Genomic DNA, 19508 nt, shown 5'->3' with positions numbered 1-19508 from the left:
TGCGTCCTCGCCTCTGGCTGTAGGTTTATGGAGCGGCGCGCGTCGGAGAAATTCCGCTTTTTTGCGAGGCGACCGAAGGCAGGCAAAAAAATCGAACGGCGAAAATCACCCGCACCTCCAATCTGCACAAGCCGTAGAAAACGGCCATGACGAGGTGTGAGATGAATAACGATCAAGGCAAGCAAGGTGACGATCCGCTCCCAACCACGCCCGACCCGCTGAGTCCGGGGCGTACCGAGGTCGATCCGATGAAGGAACGCGGCATCGACGAACTGCCCGACAACGAAGGCGAAATCCCGCTGGACGATGACAGTACCGGGCTGGATCCGGAGCGCGTACGTCAGGAAACCGATAACGCCGAGATGGACGATCAGCCCAATCCGCGTTGAGCCTCGAAAGGCAGCCGTCTCTACGGTTGCCTTTTGTCTTTGCAGCGGACGGCAGAATCAGGCAAGCATTTCACAGAAATGCACTACTTCGCGCTCCGACCCAGGCGCAACAATGGGCGTCCGACAACCCCATGGAGGATGCTCACATGCTCGTACAAGCCTACGGCGCCCACGCTGGCGACAAACCCCTTGAGCCCATGCAGATCAACCGCCGTGCTCCGGCGGCGCACGACGTGCAGATCGATATCGCCTTCTGCGGCATCTGCCATTCCGACCTGCACCAGGTGCGCGCGGAATGGGCCGGCACGCAATTCCCTTGCGTCCCGGGCCACGAAATCGTCGGCCGCGTCTCGGCGGTCGGCGATCACGTCAAGGACTACAAGGTCGGCGATCTGGTCGGTGTCGGCTGCATCGTCGACAGCTGCCAGCACTGCGATGACTGCGAATCCGGCCTGGAAAATTACTGCGACGGCATGATCGGCACCTACAATTTCCCGACCCCGGACGCACCGGGCTGGACCCTCGGCGGCTATTCGCAAAACATCGTCGTGCACGAGCGCTATGTGTTGCGCATCCGTCATCCCGAGGCGCAACTGGCCGCCGTCGCGCCGCTGCTCTGCGCCGGCATTACCACCTACTCGCCGCTGCGCCAGTGGCACGCTGGCCCCGGCAAGAAAGTCGGCGTGGTCGGCATCGGCGGCCTGGGCCACATGGGCATCAAACTGGCCCACGCCATGGGCGCCCACGTGGTCGCATTCACCACTTCCGAATCCAAGCGTGAAGCGGCCAAGGCACTGGGCGCGGACGAAGTGGTGGTGTCACGCAATGCTGAAGAAATGGCGGCACACACCAAGAGTTTCGACTTCATCCTCAATACCGTCGCAGCCCCGCACGATCTCGACGCCTTCCTCGTCCTGCTCAAGCGCGACGGCGCGTTGACCCTGGTCGGTGCGCCTGCCTCGCCGCATCCGTCGCCGAACGTGTTCAACCTGATCACCAAGCGGCGCACCATTGCCGGTTCAATGATCGGCGGCATCCCTGAAACCCAGGAAATGCTGGATTTCTGCGCCGAGCACGGCATCGTCTCCGACATCGAGTTGATCCGCGCCGATCAGATCAACGAGTCCTACGAGCGTATGCTCAAGGGCGATGTGAAATACCGCTTCGTCATCGACAACGCAACGCTCGCCGGCTAAGCGCAAGCGCCCATCGGCAGCGCCGTGCTGCCGATGGTTCGAGTAATTCCATCACGTAATTGACAGCGCCAGCGTTGCTCGCCAGAGTCGCACCCCTTTTTCCACCGCAGGGTGAACAGGGGTTTGCGTTGAACCAACAGACATTGTCCATGCGTCTTGAGCGCGTCGCCGCCCATGTGCCGCTCGGCGCGAGACTGGCCGATATCGGCTCCGATCATGCTTACCTGCCGGTGGCCTTGCTGCGCCGGGGCCTGATAACAGCAGCGGTCGCTGGCGAGGTCGCGTTGACGCCGTTCCACGCGGCGCAACGCACTGTCAATGACAACGACCTGCTCGGCCAGATCAGCGTGCGCCTGGCCGATGGTCTGGCGGCAATCAAACCTGACGACGCCATCAGCGCCATCACCCTGTGCGGCATGGGTGGCGAAACCATTCGCGATATTTTCGACAGTGGTAAAGCCCATCTCAGCGGCCACGAACGATTGATCCTGCAGCCCAACGGCGGCGAGCAAGCGCTGCGCCAGTGGTTGATGGATAACAGTTACCGGATCGTTTGCGAAGAAGTGCTGCACGAAAACCGTTTCGACTATGAAATCATCGTTGCCGAGCCAGCCATTGAACCGCTGACTTACAACGCCAGGGAACTGTTTTTCGGACCGCTGCATCTGCAGGCGCGCTGCCCGGCATTTCTGCACAAATGGCAACGCAGGCTGAAGCAGCGGCAGAAGACGTTGGGGCAGTTTACGCGAGCGCAACAAGCGCTGCCGGAGGACAAAATTCTTGCGCTGAAGCAAGAGATGCAGTGGATCAGTGAATTGCTCGGGTGACTGTGCCGCCGTCTTCGCGAGCAGGCTCGCTCCCACAGGAAATTGCATTTCTCCTGAGGGAACACGGTCCACTGTGGGAGCGAGCCTGCTCGCGAAAGCGGTGGGTCAAGCTACAGAGCAACCAAGTTGGCCGCAGCCGTCGGAAAAAAAGCCTGCTGTTAAAAGCAGGCTTTTTCGTGGGTGGTGAACTTACTTCTGCTGCGTCAGCGCCGAGTAGCTGTTCATCAGGTTGCGGTAGTTGGGGATGCGCTGCGACAGCAGGTTACCCAGACCTTCAATGTCGTTGCGCCAATCGCGGTGCAGCTCACAGGCTACAGAGAACCAGTTCATCATCTGCGCGCCAGCCTGAGTCATGCGGCTCCACGCGGCTTGCTGCACGGTGGTGTTGAAAGTGCCGGACGCATCAGTCACCACGAACACATCAAAACCTTCCGCCAGCGCCGACAGGGTCGGGAACGCTACACAGACATCCGTCACCACACCGGCAATGATGATCTGCTTGCGCCCGGTGGTCTTGATCGCCTTGACGAAATCTTCGTTGTCCCAAGCGTTGATCTGACCTGGGCGAGCGATGTACGGCGCGTCCGGGAACATCTCTTTCAACTCCGGTACCAGCGGGCCGTTCGGGCCTTGTTCGAAGCTGGTGGTGAGGATGGTCGGCAGGTCGAAGAACTTGGCCAGATCCGCCAGCGCCAGCACGTTGTTCTTGAACTCGTTCGGCGAGAAGTCCTGCACCAGCGAGATCAGACCGGTCTGGTGGTCAACCAGCAGCACGATAGCGTCGTCTTTGTTCAGGCGGTTGTAGGTTGGAGTGGTCATGGTGTGCGTCCCTTTTCAAGTTTTGAGTTTTGTTGTTGCGTTCAAGTTGGGTACAGATTACTGACGCACAGCAAAGGGATAAATCAGCTGAAAAGCGTTTCACCGTCCACTCAAACCGGACAATCATTCGAGGCCCGCTCTGATTAGATACACCACAGTACAAATGATGTTCCTCAGCCCCCATTTATCAACTCCACGCAACTTCCTAAAGTCTCCTCCAACAGCCACCCGCCATCCTGACGGGCCAGCGACAGAGGAAATCATCATGAGCACATCGAAAAAAGTAGTTGTCATCACCGGCGCCTCGCAAGGCATTGGTGCAGGTCTGGTCGAAGGCTTTCGCGCCCTTGGCCATCAAGTGGTCGCAACCTCGCGCTCGATCAAAGAGTCGAGTGACCCGGATGTCCTGACCGTTGCCGGCGACATTGCCGATCCGCAAACCGCCGAGCGCGTGATTCGTGCCGCCGTTGCCCGCTTCGGTCGCGTCGATACGCTGGTCAACAATGCCGGGATCTTTCTGGCCAAGCCGTTCACCGCTTACAGCCAGGCGGACTATGCCCAGGTCGTGGCGACCAACATGAGCGGCTTCTTCTACATCTCGCAACTGGCCATCGCCGAGATGGAAAAACACGGCAGCGGCCACGTCGTCAGCGTCACCACCAGCCTGGTCGATCATGCAATCGACGGCGTGCCTTCGGTTTTGGCGTCGCTGACCAAGGGTGGCATCAACGCCGCGACCAAATCCCTGGCGATCGAGTACGCCAAGCGCGGCATCCGGGTCAACGCCGTGTCGCCGGGCATCATCAAAACGCCGATGCACGCTGAGGAAACCCATCAGGCGCTGGGCAGCCTGCACCCGGTCGGCCACATGGGTGAAATCGACGACATCGTGCAAGCGATCCTCTACCTCGACGGGGCGAATTTCGTCACTGGCGAGATCCTGCATGTCGACGGTGGCCAGAGCGCCGGCCATTGATCGAAACCCTGCAACGCCGCCGGTGGATACCGGCGGCGTCGTTGGTTGTGGTACACAGAGGATGAACGTCCGTCGATCCTCGGTGCGAGCCACAATGAAACGCCATTTTGAAGATTTGCAGTTAGGCAGTATCGAACTGTTCTGCCTGGCCGCCGAAGCCGGCAGCTTCACCGCCGCCGCGCAACTGGCCGGGGTCACGCCCGCTGCGGTGAGCCGGTCGATTCTGCGTCTGGAGCAACGCCTGGGTTCGCGACTGTTCGCCCGTACTACGCGCAGCATTCGCCTCACCGACGCCGGACGGAGCTTCTTCGAACAATGCAGCCAGGCCCTGACGCAACTGGTCGAAGCGCAGCAGGAAGTCATGGGCGCGCAGACATCGCCGTCGGGGCGACTGCGCATCAGCCTGCCGACCACCTACGGGCATCACCGCATCCTGCCGCTGCTGCCGAAATTTCGCGCGTTGTACCCCGAGGTCACGGTCGACGTGCACTTGGGCAATCGCAATATCGACTTCGTTGAAGAAGGCTACGACCTGGCGATACGCGTACGCGCGCAACCGGACTCGACCCTGATCGCGCGCTTGCTGGAAGACGCCGCCCTGGTGGTGGTCGCCGCCCCCGAATATCTGCATAGAGCCGGCACGCCGCAGACCCTCGACGATCTCATTGCGCATGAGTGCATCCAGTTCGAATTGCCCAGCAGCGGGCGGCGGATTTCCTGGCTGTTTCAGGAAAACGGCCGGGACCTGGAAGTGATTTCCGACGGTGGCTATTCCTGCTCCGACGATGTGCTCGGCGGTGTGACGCTGGCCAAGCACGGCGCAGGGCTGTTTCAGACTTACCGGTTCATCGTCGAGCAGGAACTCGCCGATGGCCGCCTGATTGAAGTGCTGCAGCCGTACGCCGGACGTTCGCGCCCCTACACCCTGCTCTACCCGCACGGCCGCTACGTGCCGCAGCGGGTGCGGGCGTTTGTGGATTTTCTGCTGGGGTTTCGTGAGGAATGGGCGGGACACCCGCGGTAATCAGCCGGTCTGACGCAGGCGGCTGAGTTCCTTGGACGGCGGGCAGCCGAACTGGCGGTTGTATTCGCGGCTGAACTGCGAAGCGCTTTCGTAGCCGACGCGGTAGCAGGCGCTCGAGACGTCCAGCCCTTCATTGATGATCAGCCGCCGCGCCTCTTGCAGGCGCAGCTGTTTTTGATATTGCAGCGGGCTCATGGCGGTGACGGCTTTGAAGCGGTGATGCAGCGCCGAATTGCTCAGATTGGCCACCTGCGCCAGCGCGTCGATGCGCAGCGGTTCAGTGAAATTCTTGTTCAGCCAGTCGATGGCCCGCGTGACCCGGTGGGTCTGCGAATCGCTGACGGCGATTTCATACAGCAGATGCCCGTGCTGGCCGCGCAGCAGGCGGTAATACAGCTCACGCAACACCATCGGTGCGAGCATGCCGATGTCGCGCGGGTTATCCAGCAGGCGCACCAGACGCAGCATGGTGTCGAGCAATGTCACGTCGATCTTGTCGAGAAACATGCCGCGCCCGGCGTCTTGCGGCATGCCGGTCAGCGGCGACTCGGCAATCAGTTGCGTCAGTTGCGCGGGATCGAAGTCCAGCCGTACGCAAAAATACGGCGCCTCGGGTGAGGCTTCAATCACCCGTCCCGACACCGGCAACGTCACCGACACCACCAGGTAATTCAACGGGTCGTAGAGGAAACGTTCGTCGCCCAGCCCGACTTCCTTTCGGCCCTGCACGATCAGGCACAGCGCCGGGCGGTGCACGACATGGATCAGCTCGGACGGCCCATCGAGACGGATCACGTGCAGCGGCGCAATCGCGGTTTCGTAGGTGCCTGGCGCATCGAAGCGCTGAGTCAGCAAGCGCACCAGCTCGGCGCGATACACCGCCGTGTCGTGGAGGATGGAAGCGTCGTGGTTATCCATGCAAAGGGCCTCGAAAGCAGACGAAGGTAGGTCAACTGCCCAGGAAGATTAGCCAGTTTTACCCAGCGGCGACTAGATCAAAGATGCTGCAGATTTGCCTGATTCTGCGTCGGTCAGATCGGGGTAAACCATGGGCACATCATCTGACGTGCCCATGGTTTGCCGCACTGCTATCAGCCTGCCGTTACCGTCATGCCGCCATCGGCCATGACTACCGAGCCGACCATGAAACTGGCGCGGTCGGAGACCAGAAAGGTCACGATCTCGGCGATCTCTTCCGGCTGCGCCGCCCGACCGATTGGCGCTGCTTCGCCGTGCTGCGCGAGGAAGCCCGGGCCGTCCTCGACCACATCGTTGAGAATATTGGTCACCACATCGCCGACGCCGATCGCGTTGACGCGAATGCCGTGCTCGATGACTTCCAGGGCCAGCGTGCGGGTCAGTTGTGCCAGCGCACCTTTGGAAGCGGTGTAGGCGGCGATGGTCGGGAAGGCAAAGTACGAGGCATAGGAGGCGATATTGACGATTGCACCGGACTTGTTCGGGATCATCGCTTTCACCGCTTCGCGACAGTGCAGGAAGGCTGCCGTGGCATTCACTGCCTGGATCTTTTCCCAGTCGTCGCGGCTCATGTCGATCACGGCTTTGTTGATGATGATCCCGGCGTTGTTGACCAGAATATCCAGGCGCCCGAACTGCTCGACGGCAAGGCCTACTGCGCGTTCGGCGGCGCCGTCCTCGGTGATGTCCGCCACCAGCGGCACCAGATCGGGACGAGCCAGTTCTTCGACAGCCGGGTTGAGGTCTTCGGCAATCACCTTGGCGCCGCGAGCGTGCAGCATCAGCGCAATCGCTTTGCCGATACCACTGGCCGCGCCAGTGACCAGTGCAACTTTACCGGCGACTTCTTGGGGCAGGTTGTGGTTGAAATCAGTCATGGTTTTAACTCCTCGATAGCGAATCGGTGTTGCGCCTGATGGCGCGGTCGTGAACACGGCTTCACTGTCGCGCACTGTCCGCCGCCGGGCTTTCGGGTGATTGCCGGGACTGTCGGGGTTTTGCGCTGGAGTTTCTCGTTCGCCCGCCCTAACCTTCAAAATCATTCGCAGCCGAAGCTTTTCATGGAGCGTCCTGTGCCCTCTTCCAGCCCCGCTACACCGACAATCAGCCAGCCCGCGCGCATCGCCGCCGAAGCCATGCCGGAGCATCTGCCCGGTGTTGCGGAAACGACCACGCCGCGGCCGCAGATCAAGGATGCGGTGGTGCAGCTGTTCCGCCATCAAACCCTGCTTGAGCCGATCCGCGTGCCGTGCGTGGCCGAACCGCTGCTGGTGCTGGTACTGGCCGGCACTGCCCGGGTCGAAGAACGCTCGTTGGGTGGAGAATGGCAGGCGAGCCAGGTCACGGCGGGCGACTTCTTCCTGACCAACACCCGCGAACCTTATGAAATGCGCTGGCAGACCGAAGGTTGCGAGGTCTTCGAAGTCATGCACCTTTATCTTGGTCTGGGCTTGATCGAACACGCGGCGCGCGAAGCGTTCGGCGAACAGGCCGGTGCAGTGACGTTTGTCGATGTGTCGGGTGCGCGTGACGAGCAGGTCAGCTTCATTCTTGAGCAACTGCGCATCGAACTGACCGGACAGCGCCAACCCAGTGCACTGCTGGTGCACAGCCTGGCTCAGGCGTTGGCGATCCATCTGCTGCGTCATTACCTCGACCCCGACAGCAACCCGCGCCGCGACAACGCCCTGCCCGCCTACAAACTGCGCCGGGTGATCGAAGCCATGAATGCGCATCTGGCGGAAGATTTCAGCCTCGGTGATCTGGCCGCAGTCGCTGAGCTGAGCGACTACCACTTCAGCCGCACCTTCAAGCGCGCCACCGGTTTATCGCCCTCGCAATACTTCATCCGCCTGCGCATGAGCCGCGCGCGTCATCTGTTGCTGGAGACCGCACGCAGCGTGATCGACATTGGCCTGGAAGTCGGCTACTCCAGCCCCAGCCACTTTTCCCAGGTGTTCCGCCGTGAAGTCGGGGTCACTCCGAGTGCCTACCGGGACGCGCCACGCGGGGCCTGAAAACCTGTCGAAAAGCGATGCAGCAGAATTGGGCAAATCCCGAGGAGGAATCGATTAATAGCCCATGAGCCGCCGCACTTAATCTTCTTCCAGGCCCACTCACGGGCACACAGAAGAGGACGACATCATGCTGAACATTCAAGACAAAGTGATCGTGATTACCGGCGCCAGCAGCGGCATCGGCGAAGCCACCGCACGCCTGCTCGCCGAACGTGGCGCCAAAGTGGTGTTGGGCGCACGGCGCACCGAGCGTCTGGCCGTGATTGCCGAAGAGATCAACGGCGCCGGTGGCCACGCGCAGTTCCGCGCACTGGACGTCACCGATCAGCAGGATGTGCAGCGCTTCGTCGATTTTGCCGTCGAGCATTACGGCCGCGTCGATGTGCTGGTCAACAACGCCGGGGTCATGCCGTTGTCACGGCTGGATGCGCTGAAGATCGATGAGTGGAACCGCATGATCGACGTCAACATCCGTGGCGTGCTCCACGGCATTGCCGCCAGTCTGCCCTTGATGCAGCGCCAGCGCGCCGGGCAGATCATCAACATCGCCTCGATCGGTGCTTACGCGGTCAGCCCTACTGCGGCGGTGTACTGCGCGACAAAATACGCCGTACGGGCGATTTCCGAAGGCTTGCGCCAGGAAGTGGGCGGCGATATCCGCGTCACCGTCATCGCACCGGGCGTGACCGAATCGGAACTGGCCGAGAGCATTTCCGATGAAGGCGGCCGCGAAGAGATGAAGTCATTCCGCAAGATCGCCATCCCCGCCGAAGCCATCGCCCGCGCGATTGCGTATGCCGTCGAACAACCGGCGGATGTCGACGTCAGCGAACTGATCGTGCGCCCGACCGCGAGCCCTTACTGAGACCAGATGAATCACAATCAACTGTAGGAGCGAGCCTGCTCGCGAAAGCGCGGGTCAGTCGGCAAAGATGCTGGATGTGCCGCCGTCTTCGCGAGCAGGCTCGCTCCCACCGGGAATTTAGCGCACGGATATTCCAACCCTGGCCGGTCGATACTGGTTTTCACGATGTCGGTGACTGAACTGCATAAGGGTGCGCGGGAGAGCCTCTCACTCTAATTCCAGAGTGGGAGGCATCGATTAAATCGCTCGATCAGCGTGACGGCGGATGTTCGGTTGACACCGAGTTGGCCGCATCCACATCTGACATATCTTCCTCGACCGGTGCCTCATCGTCCGGCGGCAAAGGCACCTCGGGATTTTCCCGCTTGGGATCGTGCCCGGTCTCGTTGTCGGTGGTGCGCGTCACGGCTTGTTGCGACTGGTTGCCCGGTGCGTTTTCATCAATGTCCATGTCGGTCTCCGATGTGATTCAGCGATAGACACCTGAACGTGTGAAATGCCGGCGCGTGACAAGTGCCCGGCAATGGACGAACGGTGACTCGCCGGCCGGCCCTGAACGCAAAAAACCTGCTGTTTAAAGCAGGCTTTTGCGTTGTGTAGGAGGCTTACTTCTGCTGCGTCAGCGCCGAGTAGCTGTTCATCAGGTTGCGGTAGTTGGGAATACGCTGCGACAGCAGATTGCCCAGGCCTTCAATATCGTTGCGCCAGTCCCGGTGCAGTTCGCAGGCTACAGAGAACCAGTTCATCATCTGCGCGCCAGCCTGAGTCATGCGGCTCCACGCGGCTTGCTGCACGGTCGTGTTGAAGGTGCCGGACGCATCAGTCACTACGAACACATCAAAACCTTCCGCCAGCGCCGACAGGGTCGGGAACGCTACACACACATCCGTCACGACACCGGCGATGATGATCTGCTTGCGCCCGGTGGCTTTGATCGCCTTGACGAAATCTTCGTTGTCCCAAGCGTTGATCTGACCTGGGCGAGCGATGTACGGCGCGTCCGGGAACATCTCTTTCAGCTCCGGTACCAGCGGGCCGTTCGGGCCTTGTTCGAAGCTGGTGGTGAGGATGGTTGGCAGGTCGAAGAACTTGGCCAGATCCGCCAGCGCCAGCACGTTGTTCTTGAACTCGTTCGGCGAGAAGTCCTGCACCAGCGAGATCAGACCGGTCTGGTGATCTACCAGCAGCACGATAGCGTCGTCTTTGTTCAGGCGGTTGTAGGTTGGAGTGGTCATGGTGTGCGTCCCTTTTCAAGTTTGAAGTTTTGTTGTTGCGTTCAAGTTGGGTACAGATTACTGACGCACAGCAAAGGGATAAATCGGCTGAAAAGTGTTTCACCGTCCACTCAAACCGGACAATCCACTTCAATCGTAAAACGGCTCAACCAACGCCCGACTACCGACAAAGAAACTGTCCGCCACCAGGCGCAACGGTTGCAGATCCAGGTCGCTGGCCTTGTCGCTGATCAATTGCTGGAAGTGGCGGTAGACCGCTGCGTACTCGCCCTCCTCCGACACGCTTTGCTTCACGCCGTCGATGCTTAGCACCGCGCCGCCATTGTCCAGACGCAGGACGCCTTCGACGCAGCGAATTTCGATGCTCCACAGTTCATCGTGGCCATGGTCGAAATCGAACTCGGCACGCACGTCGAGCCGACGCGCATCGGACATTTTGATCGAGGCAGCAATCGGCGACTGGCAGTTGCTCGGCACGCGCAGTTCGGCGGCTTCGACGAACAGCGGCAGCGTCAGCAGGTGGGTGATGATCGACAAGGCGTTGATGCCCGGGTCGAAGACGCCGAGGCCGCCCGGTTGCCAGATCCATGCCTGACCCGGATGCCACTTGCGTACGTCTTCCTTCCAGTCGATCTGCACGCTTTGCAGGGTGCGGCTGGCAAGCCAGTCGCGGGCGGCGGCGATGCCCGGTGCGTAGCGCGAGTGCCAGGCGAACAAAGCGCTGACGCCTTGTTCGGCGACTTGATCGACCAGGGCCATGGCCTCGCCCAATGTCGCACAGGGCGGTTTTTCCACCAGCACGTGCTTGCCGGCCGCCAACGCCTGTTGCACCAGTGCGAAGCGCCCCTGTGGCGGCGTGCAGAACGCAATTGCGTCGACAGTCGGGCCGTTTTCGAGCAGTTCGCCCAGCGACTGGAAGTTTTCCACGCCGACGCAAGGTTTGCCTTGGGTAGCGACCGCCACCAACTGGAACGCCGGGTTGGCGAGGATGGCGGGGACGTGTTGATCCTGGGCGATCTTGCCGTAGCCCACCAGGCCGAGACGAATCGGTTGCATTACAGACTCCTGTTGTTGTTTTGGTCTTTGCAGCGCAGCGGCAAGAGTACGTGTTTCTGCGCTCGCCTCCAATCGTCATACTATTTAAATCAAGTTTGGTCGCGGCGAACGCATCGCTTATTCGTCATTTCTTCTTACACCTTTTGTCGTCCGATCCCGCACCGCGCGGCGATCGGCAGCCGGCGATCAGCCTCAGTTTGCTATCATGCGGCGCTTTTACGGTTAACCCCCCGCCAGTCCTGCCGACTCGCGGGCTGCAAAAGGCGGTATTAGATGACGGCTTTGTTGACTCGCCGCAAGGTACTTGCGGGAATGGGCGTGCTCGGGCTCGGCCTGCTCGCCGGTTGCGACACACGTGGCCAACTGTCGTACAAGTACGGCAAGGATCTGAGCGACAAGATCCTCGGACGCACCTTCAAGCTGAAGAACCCCGAAGGCGAAACCATGTCGCTGTCGAGCTTTCGCGGGATGATGCCGATGATCTTCTTCGGCTTCACCCAGTGCCCGGCCGTTTGCCCCACCACCCTGGCCCGCGCCGCGCAGATCAAGAAACTCATGGGCCGCGACGGCGACCGCCTGCAAGTGGTGTTCATCACCCTTGACCCTGAGCGCGACACGCCGCAGATCCTCGACGCCTACGTCAAAGCCTTCGATCCGAGCTTCGTCGCGCTGTACGGCACACTTGAGGAAACCAAGGCCACCGCCAAGGAATTCGACGTGTTCTACGAGAAGGTCCCGGCCGGCGACACCTATACCATCTCCCATACGTCCACCAGCTACGTCTACGACTCGCGTGGTGAGTTGCGCCTGGGCCTGTCCACTTCGCTGACAGCCCAAGAGTGCACGGAAGATTTGCTTACTGTTATGGAGGTCTGCTGATGCATCCCGTTCTGAATCACCTCAAACGCACCGTATGTGCACTGTCCCTGCTCGGCCTGGCCTTCCAGGTGTCGGCGCAGACCAAAGTCGACGATGCCTGGGTCCGTGCCACCGTGCCGACCCAGTCCGCCAGCGGCGCGTTCATGACCGTCACTGCCGACACCGACAGCAAGCTGCTCAGCGTTGCCTCGCCAGTGGCCAAGGACGTTCAGATTCATGAAATGAGCATGAAGAACGATGTGATGACCATGGGCCGGGTGAAGTCCGTTGAGCTGCCTGCCGGCAAAGCCGTGAGCTTCGACCCGAACGGCTACCACGTCATGCTGATGGGCCTGAGCGGTCAGTTGAAGGAAGGCGACAGCGTGCCGCTGACCCTGACAGTGGAAAACACCAAGGGCGAGAAAGAAACCATCGAAGTCAAAGCACCGGTTCGCGCGCTGACCAACATGGGCGGCCACGATCACAGCAAGATGCATTGATCGCTGACGGAAAGACTGTTCGCCCGACACATAAACGGGGCGGCCTGATCGATGATCGGGCCGCCCCGTTTTTTATTGGCCGGAAGAAGGCTTACGCCGCTAAACCTGTGGGAGCGAGCCTGCTCGCGAAGGCGTCAGGTCAGTCAAATCATCTGTGGCTGAAACTCTACTTTCGCGAGCAGGCTCGCTCCCACATTAATTCTGGGTGATGTCCAATCCCTCAACTCCCCGCACCACCATGCGCCTCTTCAAAGAAGTAATCCTTCCAGCTCGCCGCCTTGTTTTTCAACACACCCAGTTCCTGCAATTTCTCGGCATATATAAACGTGCGTTGCGGTACGACGGTGAAGTCGATTTCCGGATCTTTGACGATTTGCTCGACCAGAGCCAGCGGCAATTTCGATTGCTCTACTCGGATGTAGGCTTGGGCAGCGGCGGGCTTGTCGGCTTTGATGATCTGCTCGGCTTCGGCCAGTGCGTCGTAGAACGCCTTGTAGGTTTTCGGGTTTTCGTCGTGGAATTTTTCCGTGGTGTAGAGCACGTTGAACGTCGCCGGGCCGCCGAGGATGTCGTAGGAACTCAGCACTTTGTGCACGTTGGGGTTTTGCAGAGCCTGGTACTGAAACGGTGGGCTGGAGAAATGCGAATTGATTTCCGAGCCGCCGGCGATCAGCGCGGCGGTGGCGTCCGGGTGCGGCAGGCTGACTGAAATGTTATCGAATTTCTTGAACTGGTCATCACCGAATTCTTTCGCGGTTTCAATTTGCAGGGTGCGCGACTGAAAACCCACGCCTGCGGCCGGCACGGCGATACGGTCCTTGTCGCTGAAGTCCTTGAGGGTTTTGATATTCGGATTGTTGGTCAGCAGGTAATTAGGCATCGAGCCCAGCGCGGCGATGGCTTTGACGTTCTGTTTGCCCTTGGTGCGGTCCCACACACTAAGCATCGGCGGCACGCCGGCCGAGACCACATCCAGCGCTCCGGTCAGCAGCGCCTCGTTCATCGCCGTGGCGCCGGAAATGCTGTTCCAGTCGACCTTGATGTCCAGACCCTGAGCCTTACCGTGTTTCTCGATCAGCTGTTGATCGCGTACGACATCGAGAATCAGGTAACCGATGCCGAATTGCTGGGCGATGCTGATCTTGCCCTCGGCTTGGGCGCCGCTACTGAACAGCGCACCCGCTGCCAGAGTAGCGGCCAACAGAGTCAGCGCAGAACGTTTGAACGGTGTGGCCATGACAACCTCGCAGCATGGGGGTGGGCTGAAAGGCCTGACTTTATAGCTATAAAAAATAGAAATTAAATACCCTTATCGCATATCGATAGCACTGAGCGATTTGACGTCTGCTGCTGGAATTCAGGAGCAGTGGATGAACCTACAACAGTCTGAAACAAAAAACTGCCCTCGGGAAAAATGGCACTGCGCCCCACAACCCACGCCCGCTATGGGCACGCGCCGTTTCGGGGATCGCCGGCCGCAGGTTTAAAAAGCCGATCAGCCTTCCTGCCCTTGATATCATCACCCACACTTTTTTGACCCTTTGATGACAAGCAGGCCTTTTTTGTGAGCGCTCTTTTCAACTGGCTGCGGCGGCCGAATGCCCGCCTTCTTTCTCTAATCGTTTTGGTAATGATCGTGCCGGTGTGCCTGCGTGCAGCGTTGGGCTGGTCGACACCGCTGGGCTTTTTGTCGGATCTGGCCGTGGGTAGTCTGCTGGTGGTAGCGCTGCATCGCCGTATGTGGTGGCTGGCCTTGCCGGTGCTGGTGTTTTGGGCGCTGCTGGCGATCGCCACGGCAGAATTGGTCAGCGCCGTCGGCCGCCTGCCGACGCCTTCGGATGTTCACTACCTGATCGACCCGCAGTTCGTCGAGAACTCCACTGGCGGCGGACTTGCGCACCCTGCCCTGGCCATTGCTTTGCTGGGTGCGTTGGTTTTCTGGCTGCTGGCCCAATTTATAGGGCGCGGTCTGGCTCGGCCGGCATTGCCGCGCGCTGCCTGGGCCGCGCCGATCGCTTTGTTCGCCGCGCACTGGGGCGCGCAAAACCTGTGGCCGAATGACGGCGATGCCTGGCGTTTGTACAACCTGCCGCATCAATTGCTCGCCAGCGAAGTGGCCGACCTGCAGATCCAGGCCGAGGAGTGGCTGGACGGCGACGTCGAAGAACCGACACCGGCGATGGCCGGGCTCACCGACGTCGATCTCATTGGCCAGAAGCTGCTCGCCGCGCCGGGTCAGGCGCGCAATGTGCTGATCATTGCCCTGGAAGGCATTCCCGGCGCCTACATCCGCGCCAACCGCGAGGCGATCGGCAGTCATTACCAGGAAGACCTGATGCCCAACCTCAGCCGCTGGGCCGAGCGCGGCATGAACACACCGGATTACGTGCTGCACACCCATCAGACCATTCGCGGTTTGTACGCCATGCTGTGCGGTGACTACGATAAGCTCAACAACGGCACGCCCAAAGGCGTGGAAATGCTCACCCTCAACGAGCGCAATCAGGCCTGCCTGCCGGCGCAGCTGCGCGAACACGGTTTCAGCACTCATTACTTGCAGGGCGCCGGCCTGCGCTTCATGGCCAAAGACAAGATCATGCCGCACATCGGTTTCGATGCGACCCACGGCCTGGAATGGTTCAGCAACAGCAACTATCTGGAGTTCCCGTGGGGCAAGGATGACAAGGCGTTTTTTGAAGGTGCGCTGGATTACGTCGGCCAGTTGAAAAAGCAAAAGCAGCCGTGGATGTTGACTCTGCTGACGGTCGGCACCCATCAGCCCTACTCCGCACCGGAGGATTATCTGCAGCGTTATGAGACGCCCAAGCAGGCTGCCGTCGGTTATCTCGACGATGCGCTGGATGAATTTCTTTCAGGGCTGGAGCGCCAGGGCGTTCTCAAGGACACACTGGTGGTGATCACCTCGGATGAATCCCATGGCATCGACGGCGTGCGGCTGGCCTCCTCGTGGGGTTTCAACCTGACGCTGGCACCGGAGCAGGCGCAACTGCCGCGTCTGAATGCCGGGGTCTACGGCCACGTCGATCTGAGCACCTCGATCCTCGACTATTTCGACCTACCGGTGCCGACCGCGCTGAGCGGGCGGTCGCTGTTTCGCGACTACGACTCCGGGCGCGAAATCATGTCGTTCACCAACGGCAAACTGCGCTACCACAACGGTCAGGGCATCTTCTCCGAGTGCGATCTGCCGCGCCGCTGCCGCTATTACCAAAGCACCGGCTTCATCGCCGAAAGTGCCACATACAAAGGCACCTACAGCGGCCACCCGGCCCGGCAAATCGCCGCGCGCGCCGAGGCGCTGGACCTGTCCTTGCTGCGCACACCGCTCAATCATCGCTACCAGTTCGGCAGCAACAACATCATCCCTCTGCAAGCGCAGATCAAGGATGACTGGGCTGACAACCTGATCGGCGCGCAATACCTGGAAATGCCCAAAGGCTCGCACACCCGCGTGCGCCTGACCGTGCGCTCGGTCGATCCGCAGCAGGCGGCGTACATTCAGCTCAAGGCCAAGGAATTTGAACAGGACGTGCAACTGGGCCTGCCAGCAGAAATGGTCGCCACGGCGGATCAGCCGCTGGAGATGGATTTCAGCTTTGAAAACCCGCAGCCGCGCAAAGCCTTCTCGTTTCATTTGCTGGGCTATGGCAATGGCGCGGTTGAAGTATCGGACTTCAGCGTGATCACTGAACTGCCGGGGCAGGATGACATTCTTGATGACGTGCCCGAGGACGACACCGCGCAATCGAGTTGACGTCTTTATTTATAAAGGCTGCACTCGCCTGTCACTTTGCTTCGGGGTATCGAGTGTAAGATCGAATTTGCCTGTCACTTTCCTGGCTTTTCCCAGATCCAGAGCAAAAGTGCCTGCTACGTTTTTGCGAAAATTGGCAAAGGTGACGATGAGTTCACCCTCAATAATAGGTTGGTCAAAATGATTGATCACAACCTTCCAATACCGTCCCATGGTTGGAAAAGTCACTGTGTGAGGACCATCTCCCTCCAACGCATTCGGCACAGACAACTCGACCGTGTGTATAAAATCGTCAGTTCCGATGATGATAAATTCCGTCTCGGTCTCTGCATAAACACATAACTTGCTCTCCAAAAATTTAACGTCATCGAGAAACGCGACAAAGCTACCGGTAGCATTTCGTTTGTTCAGAAGGTCACTTGTTTCGTCCTGAGACATGTCGATATTCCCTTGAGGTAAAGGTGACGTTGCGTTGACTCCAACGTATTGGGATTGCGTGGTATCAACCACTGTCAAAGCTGACAGTTTTTAAGATCGCTTCGAAATAACGCTGCTTTTTCATCACGATATCGCGCTAGCAAAAGAGCCTGCCTATCGCCTGCCAAGACTGCGGCTATTAGCCGACTTGCCAACTCGGGTCTAGCCTTACCAGTCCGAAGTCGGCACGAGCCGGCCGCAGACCTGATAGGGATCCGAACATGGCAAACGAATCGAAATGCCCGTTCAACCACGCCGCCGGCGGCGGTACGACGAACCGTGACTGGTGGCCGAATCAACTCAATCTGAAAATCCTCAGCCAGCATTCCCCCAAGTCCGATCCGCTGGGCCAGGACTTCGACTACGCCAAAGCCTTCAAAAGCCTCGACTTCCAGGCGCTGAAACAAGACATCAAAGCACTGATGACTGATTCTCAGGACTGGTGGCCGGCCGACTTTGGCCACTACGGCCCGCTGTTCGTGCGCATGGCCTGGCACAGCGCCGGGACCTATCGCACCGCCGATGGCCGTGGTGGCGCCGGCTCCGGGCAGCAACGCTTCGCCCCGCTCAACAGTTGGCCGGACAACGTCAGCCTCGACAAGGCCCGCCGCCTGCTGTGGCCGATCAAGCAAAAATACGGGCGCAATATTTCCTGGGCTGATCTGATCGTGCTCACCGGCAACGTCGCTCTGGAATCCATGGGCTTCAAGACCTTCGGTTTTTCCGGGGGCCGCGCCGATGTCTGGGAACCGGATGAAGATGTGTACTGGGGTTCGGAAACCGAGTGGCTGGGCGGCGACAACCGTTACGGCAAGAGCAATGGCCCAGTGCAAGAGCCCGGTGACGGCACGCTGGTGGCTGAGCCCGATTTGCATGGCCGTGAAGAAAGCCGCACCGATCAGGGCGAACGCAATCTGGAAAATCCCCTCGCCGCCGTGCAGATGGGCCTGATCTACGTCAACCCGGAAGGCCCTGAAGGCAACCCGGATCCGGTGGCCTCGGCCAAGGACATTCGCGAAACCTTCGGCCGCATGGCCATGAACGACGAAGAAACCGTGGCGTTGATCGCCGGCGGCCACGCGTTCGGCAAGACCCATGGCGCCGGTCCGGCTGACAATGTCGGCCCCGAACCGGAAGCGGCCGGTCTGGAGCAACAGGGTCTGGGCTGGAAAAACGCCTTCGGCACCGGTAAAGGCGCCGACACCATCACCAGTGGTCTGGAAGTGACCTGGACCACCACGCCAACGCAGTGGAGCAACAACTATCTGGAAAACCTGTTCGGCTTCGAGTGGGAGCTGACCAAAAGCCCGGCGGGCGCCAATCAGTGGCAACCGAAAAACGGCGCGGGTGCAGGCACCGTTCCCCACGCTCACGATCCGAACAAGAAGCTCTCGCCGACCATGCTCACCTCCGACCTGGCGTTGCGCTTCGATCCTGCATACGAGCAGATTTCCCGGCGTTTCCTGGCCAATCCCGATCAGCTCGCCGACGCATTTGCCCGCGCCTGGTACAAGCTGATCCATCGGGACATGGGGCCGCTCTCTCGCTACCTCGGCCCGGAAATGCCGCAAGAGGAGCTGCTCTGGCAAGACCCGCTGCCCGATGTGACGCACCCGCTTATCGATGACAGCGACGCCACGGCGCTGAAAAACAAGGTGCTGGCTTCAGGGTTGTCAGTGTCGCAACTGGTTTCGACCGCGTGGGCTGCTGCATCGACCTTCCGCGGTTCGGACAAGCGCGGTGGCGCCAACGGCGGACGCTTGCGTCTGGCCCCGCAGAAGTTCTGGCAGGCCAACCAGCCCGAACAACTGGACAAAGTGCTGAGCACGCTGGAAAGCATTCAGAACGAGTTCAACGGTTCTGCTGCCAATGGCAAGAAGATCTCGTTGGCGGACCTGATCGTCCTGGCCGGTAATGCCGGGGTGGAAAAAGCCGCGCAGAACGCCGGGCATTCGGTGTCGGCGCCGTTTTCACCGGGCCGCGTCGATGCTTCGCAGGAGCAGACCGATGTCGAATCGTTCGGCTTCCTCGAACCGATCGCCGATGGCTTCCGCAATTACAGCAAAGGCAAATACACGGTTGCGGCAGAAACCCTGCTGATCGACAAGGCGCAGTTGCTGACTCTCACGGCACCAGAAATGACCGTGCTACTGGGTGGTTTGCGGGTATTGAACACCAATGTCGGCCAGACGCGGCATGGCGTGTTCACCGATAAAACCGAAACGCTGAGCAATGACTTCTTCACCCACCTGCTGGACATGGGCGTGGAGTGGACCCCAACGTCACGGGATGCTGATGAGTTTGAAGGCCGTGACCGCAAGACCGGGGCGCCAAAGTGGACGGCGACGCGGGTGGATCTGGTGTTCGGCTCCAATGCGCAATTGCGCGCCTTGGCCGAGGTCTATGCCAGTTCCGACGCGAAGGCGCATTTCGTTAACGATTTCGTCAAGGCCTGGACGAAGGTGATGAATCTGGATCGGTTTGATCTGCGTAAATAGCTGTTTGTTGTGTCAAT

19 protein-coding genes are annotated in these 19508 nt (G+C 59.9%); 11 read left to right on the top strand and 8 right to left on the bottom strand.

Annotated elements, in window-relative coordinates; translation table 11 throughout:
• The first annotated feature begins 161 nt into the window (after positions 1-161).
• From AB4N41_RS19120 to AB4N41_RS19110, 3 genes are all read left to right on the top strand, one after another.
• Entirely contained in the window at positions 162-389 is a 228-nt protein-coding gene (locus AB4N41_RS19120) for a hypothetical protein (protein WP_056784730.1), read from the top strand.
• A 146-nt stretch (positions 390-535) separates the two neighbouring features.
• Positions 536-1585, top strand: coding sequence for an NAD(P)-dependent alcohol dehydrogenase (locus AB4N41_RS19115; RefSeq protein ID WP_056784726.1), 1050 nt, complete (start codon positions 536-538; stop codon positions 1583-1585).
• Positions 1586-1713: 128 nt separating this feature from the next.
• Entirely contained in the window at positions 1714-2412 is a 699-nt protein-coding gene (locus AB4N41_RS19110) for a tRNA (adenine(22)-N(1))-methyltransferase (protein ID WP_290127541.1), read from the top strand.
• 189 nt (positions 2413-2601) lie between these two features.
• On the opposite strand, the gene ycaC (AB4N41_RS19105) is transcribed toward AB4N41_RS19110, so the two are convergent.
• Complete coding sequence (gene ycaC / locus AB4N41_RS19105) at positions 2602-3231, bottom strand: isochorismate family cysteine hydrolase YcaC (protein ID WP_252877881.1); 630 nt, start codon at positions 3229-3231, stop codon at positions 2602-2604.
• A 265-nt stretch (positions 3232-3496) separates the two neighbouring features.
• Here ycaC (AB4N41_RS19105) and AB4N41_RS19100 point away from each other — a divergent pair, with 265 nt between their 5' ends.
• A complete protein-coding gene (locus AB4N41_RS19100; protein WP_016774234.1) occupies positions 3497-4207 on the top strand; it encodes an SDR family NAD(P)-dependent oxidoreductase in 711 nt (236 codons plus the stop codon).
• A 94-nt stretch (positions 4208-4301) separates the two neighbouring features.
• On the top strand, positions 4302-5231 hold the full coding sequence (locus AB4N41_RS19095) for a LysR family transcriptional regulator (RefSeq protein WP_252877880.1): 930 nt from the start codon (positions 4302-4304) through the stop codon (positions 5229-5231).
• On the opposite strand, the gene AB4N41_RS19090 is transcribed toward AB4N41_RS19095, so the two are convergent.
• Together AB4N41_RS19090 and AB4N41_RS19085 are read right to left on the bottom strand one after the other, a co-directional pair.
• Entirely contained in the window at positions 5232-6149 is a 918-nt protein-coding gene (locus AB4N41_RS19090; RefSeq protein WP_095179591.1) for an AraC family transcriptional regulator, read from the bottom strand. It abuts the gene before it with no gap.
• Positions 6150-6322: 173 nt separating this feature from the next.
• On the bottom strand, positions 6323-7087 hold the full coding sequence (locus AB4N41_RS19085; RefSeq protein ID WP_252877879.1) for an SDR family NAD(P)-dependent oxidoreductase: 765 nt from the start codon (positions 7085-7087) through the stop codon (positions 6323-6325).
• Positions 7088-7345: 258 nt separating this feature from the next.
• Between AB4N41_RS19085 and AB4N41_RS19080 the strand changes: the two genes are divergently transcribed.
• Both AB4N41_RS19080 and AB4N41_RS19075 read left to right on the top strand, forming a co-directional pair.
• Positions 7346-8227, top strand: a complete 882-nt coding sequence (locus tag AB4N41_RS19080) for a helix-turn-helix domain-containing protein (protein WP_252878169.1) — start codon at positions 7346-7348, stop codon at positions 8225-8227.
• Between the two features lie 127 nt (positions 8228-8354).
• Positions 8355-9092, top strand: coding sequence for an SDR family oxidoreductase (locus AB4N41_RS19075; protein WP_252877878.1), 738 nt, complete (start codon positions 8355-8357; stop codon positions 9090-9092).
• Positions 9093-9342: 250 nt separating this feature from the next.
• Here AB4N41_RS19075 and AB4N41_RS19070 read toward each other — a convergent pair whose 3' ends face one another.
• The 3 genes from AB4N41_RS19070 to AB4N41_RS19060 all read right to left on the bottom strand — a co-directional run bounded on the left by AB4N41_RS19070 (position 9343) and on the right by AB4N41_RS19060 (position 11383).
• Positions 9343-9543 carry a hypothetical protein gene (locus AB4N41_RS19070; RefSeq protein ID WP_016774226.1) on the bottom strand — a complete coding sequence of 67 codons (201 nt, stop codon included), beginning with the start codon at positions 9541-9543 and terminating at the stop codon, positions 9343-9345.
• A gap of 154 nt (positions 9544-9697) precedes the next feature.
• On the bottom strand, positions 9698-10327 hold the full coding sequence (ycaC, locus tag AB4N41_RS19065; protein WP_016774235.1) for an isochorismate family cysteine hydrolase YcaC: 630 nt from the start codon (positions 10325-10327) through the stop codon (positions 9698-9700).
• A 129-nt stretch (positions 10328-10456) separates the two neighbouring features.
• A complete protein-coding gene (locus tag AB4N41_RS19060; protein ID WP_460137901.1) occupies positions 10457-11383 on the bottom strand; it encodes a Gfo/Idh/MocA family protein in 927 nt (308 codons plus the stop codon).
• Between the two features lie 273 nt (positions 11384-11656).
• Between AB4N41_RS19060 and AB4N41_RS19055 the strand changes: the two genes are divergently transcribed.
• Positions 11657-12262: an SCO family protein gene (locus AB4N41_RS19055; protein WP_016774221.1), complete on the top strand. Its 606-nt coding sequence runs from the start codon at positions 11657-11659 to the stop codon at positions 12260-12262.
• Positions 12262-12741 (top strand): copper chaperone PCu(A)C, encoded by a 480-nt coding sequence (locus tag AB4N41_RS19050; RefSeq protein WP_460137900.1) that lies wholly within the window; start codon positions 12262-12264, stop codon positions 12739-12741. The genes AB4N41_RS19055 and AB4N41_RS19050 overlap by 1 nt, the downstream gene beginning before the upstream one ends.
• A gap of 220 nt (positions 12742-12961) precedes the next feature.
• Here AB4N41_RS19050 and AB4N41_RS19045 read toward each other — a convergent pair whose 3' ends face one another.
• Positions 12962-13978 carry an ABC transporter substrate-binding protein gene (locus tag AB4N41_RS19045; protein ID WP_460137899.1) on the bottom strand — a complete coding sequence of 339 codons (1017 nt, stop codon included), beginning with the start codon at positions 13976-13978 and terminating at the stop codon, positions 12962-12964.
• Between the two features lie 327 nt (positions 13979-14305).
• Here AB4N41_RS19045 and AB4N41_RS19040 point away from each other — a divergent pair, with 327 nt between their 5' ends.
• A complete protein-coding gene (locus tag AB4N41_RS19040) occupies positions 14306-16516 on the top strand; it encodes an LTA synthase family protein (protein WP_460137898.1) in 2211 nt (736 codons plus the stop codon).
• Between the two features lie 9 nt (positions 16517-16525).
• On the opposite strand, the gene AB4N41_RS19035 is transcribed toward AB4N41_RS19040, so the two are convergent.
• Positions 16526-16954 carry a hypothetical protein gene (locus tag AB4N41_RS19035; protein ID WP_460137897.1) on the bottom strand — a complete coding sequence of 143 codons (429 nt, stop codon included), beginning with the start codon at positions 16952-16954 and terminating at the stop codon, positions 16526-16528.
• Positions 16955-17214: 260 nt separating this feature from the next.
• Between AB4N41_RS19035 and katG the strand changes: the two genes are divergently transcribed.
• Complete coding sequence (gene katG / locus AB4N41_RS19030) at positions 17215-19491, top strand: catalase/peroxidase HPI (RefSeq protein WP_460137896.1); 2277 nt, start codon at positions 17215-17217, stop codon at positions 19489-19491.
• Positions 19492-19508 lie beyond the last annotated feature (17 nt).

It is taken from the genome of Pseudomonas sp. S2_A10 (genome assembly GCF_054668465.1).
The sequence above is the reverse complement of the archived record's forward strand: the minus strand, read 5'-3'. Positions and strand labels throughout refer to the sequence as shown.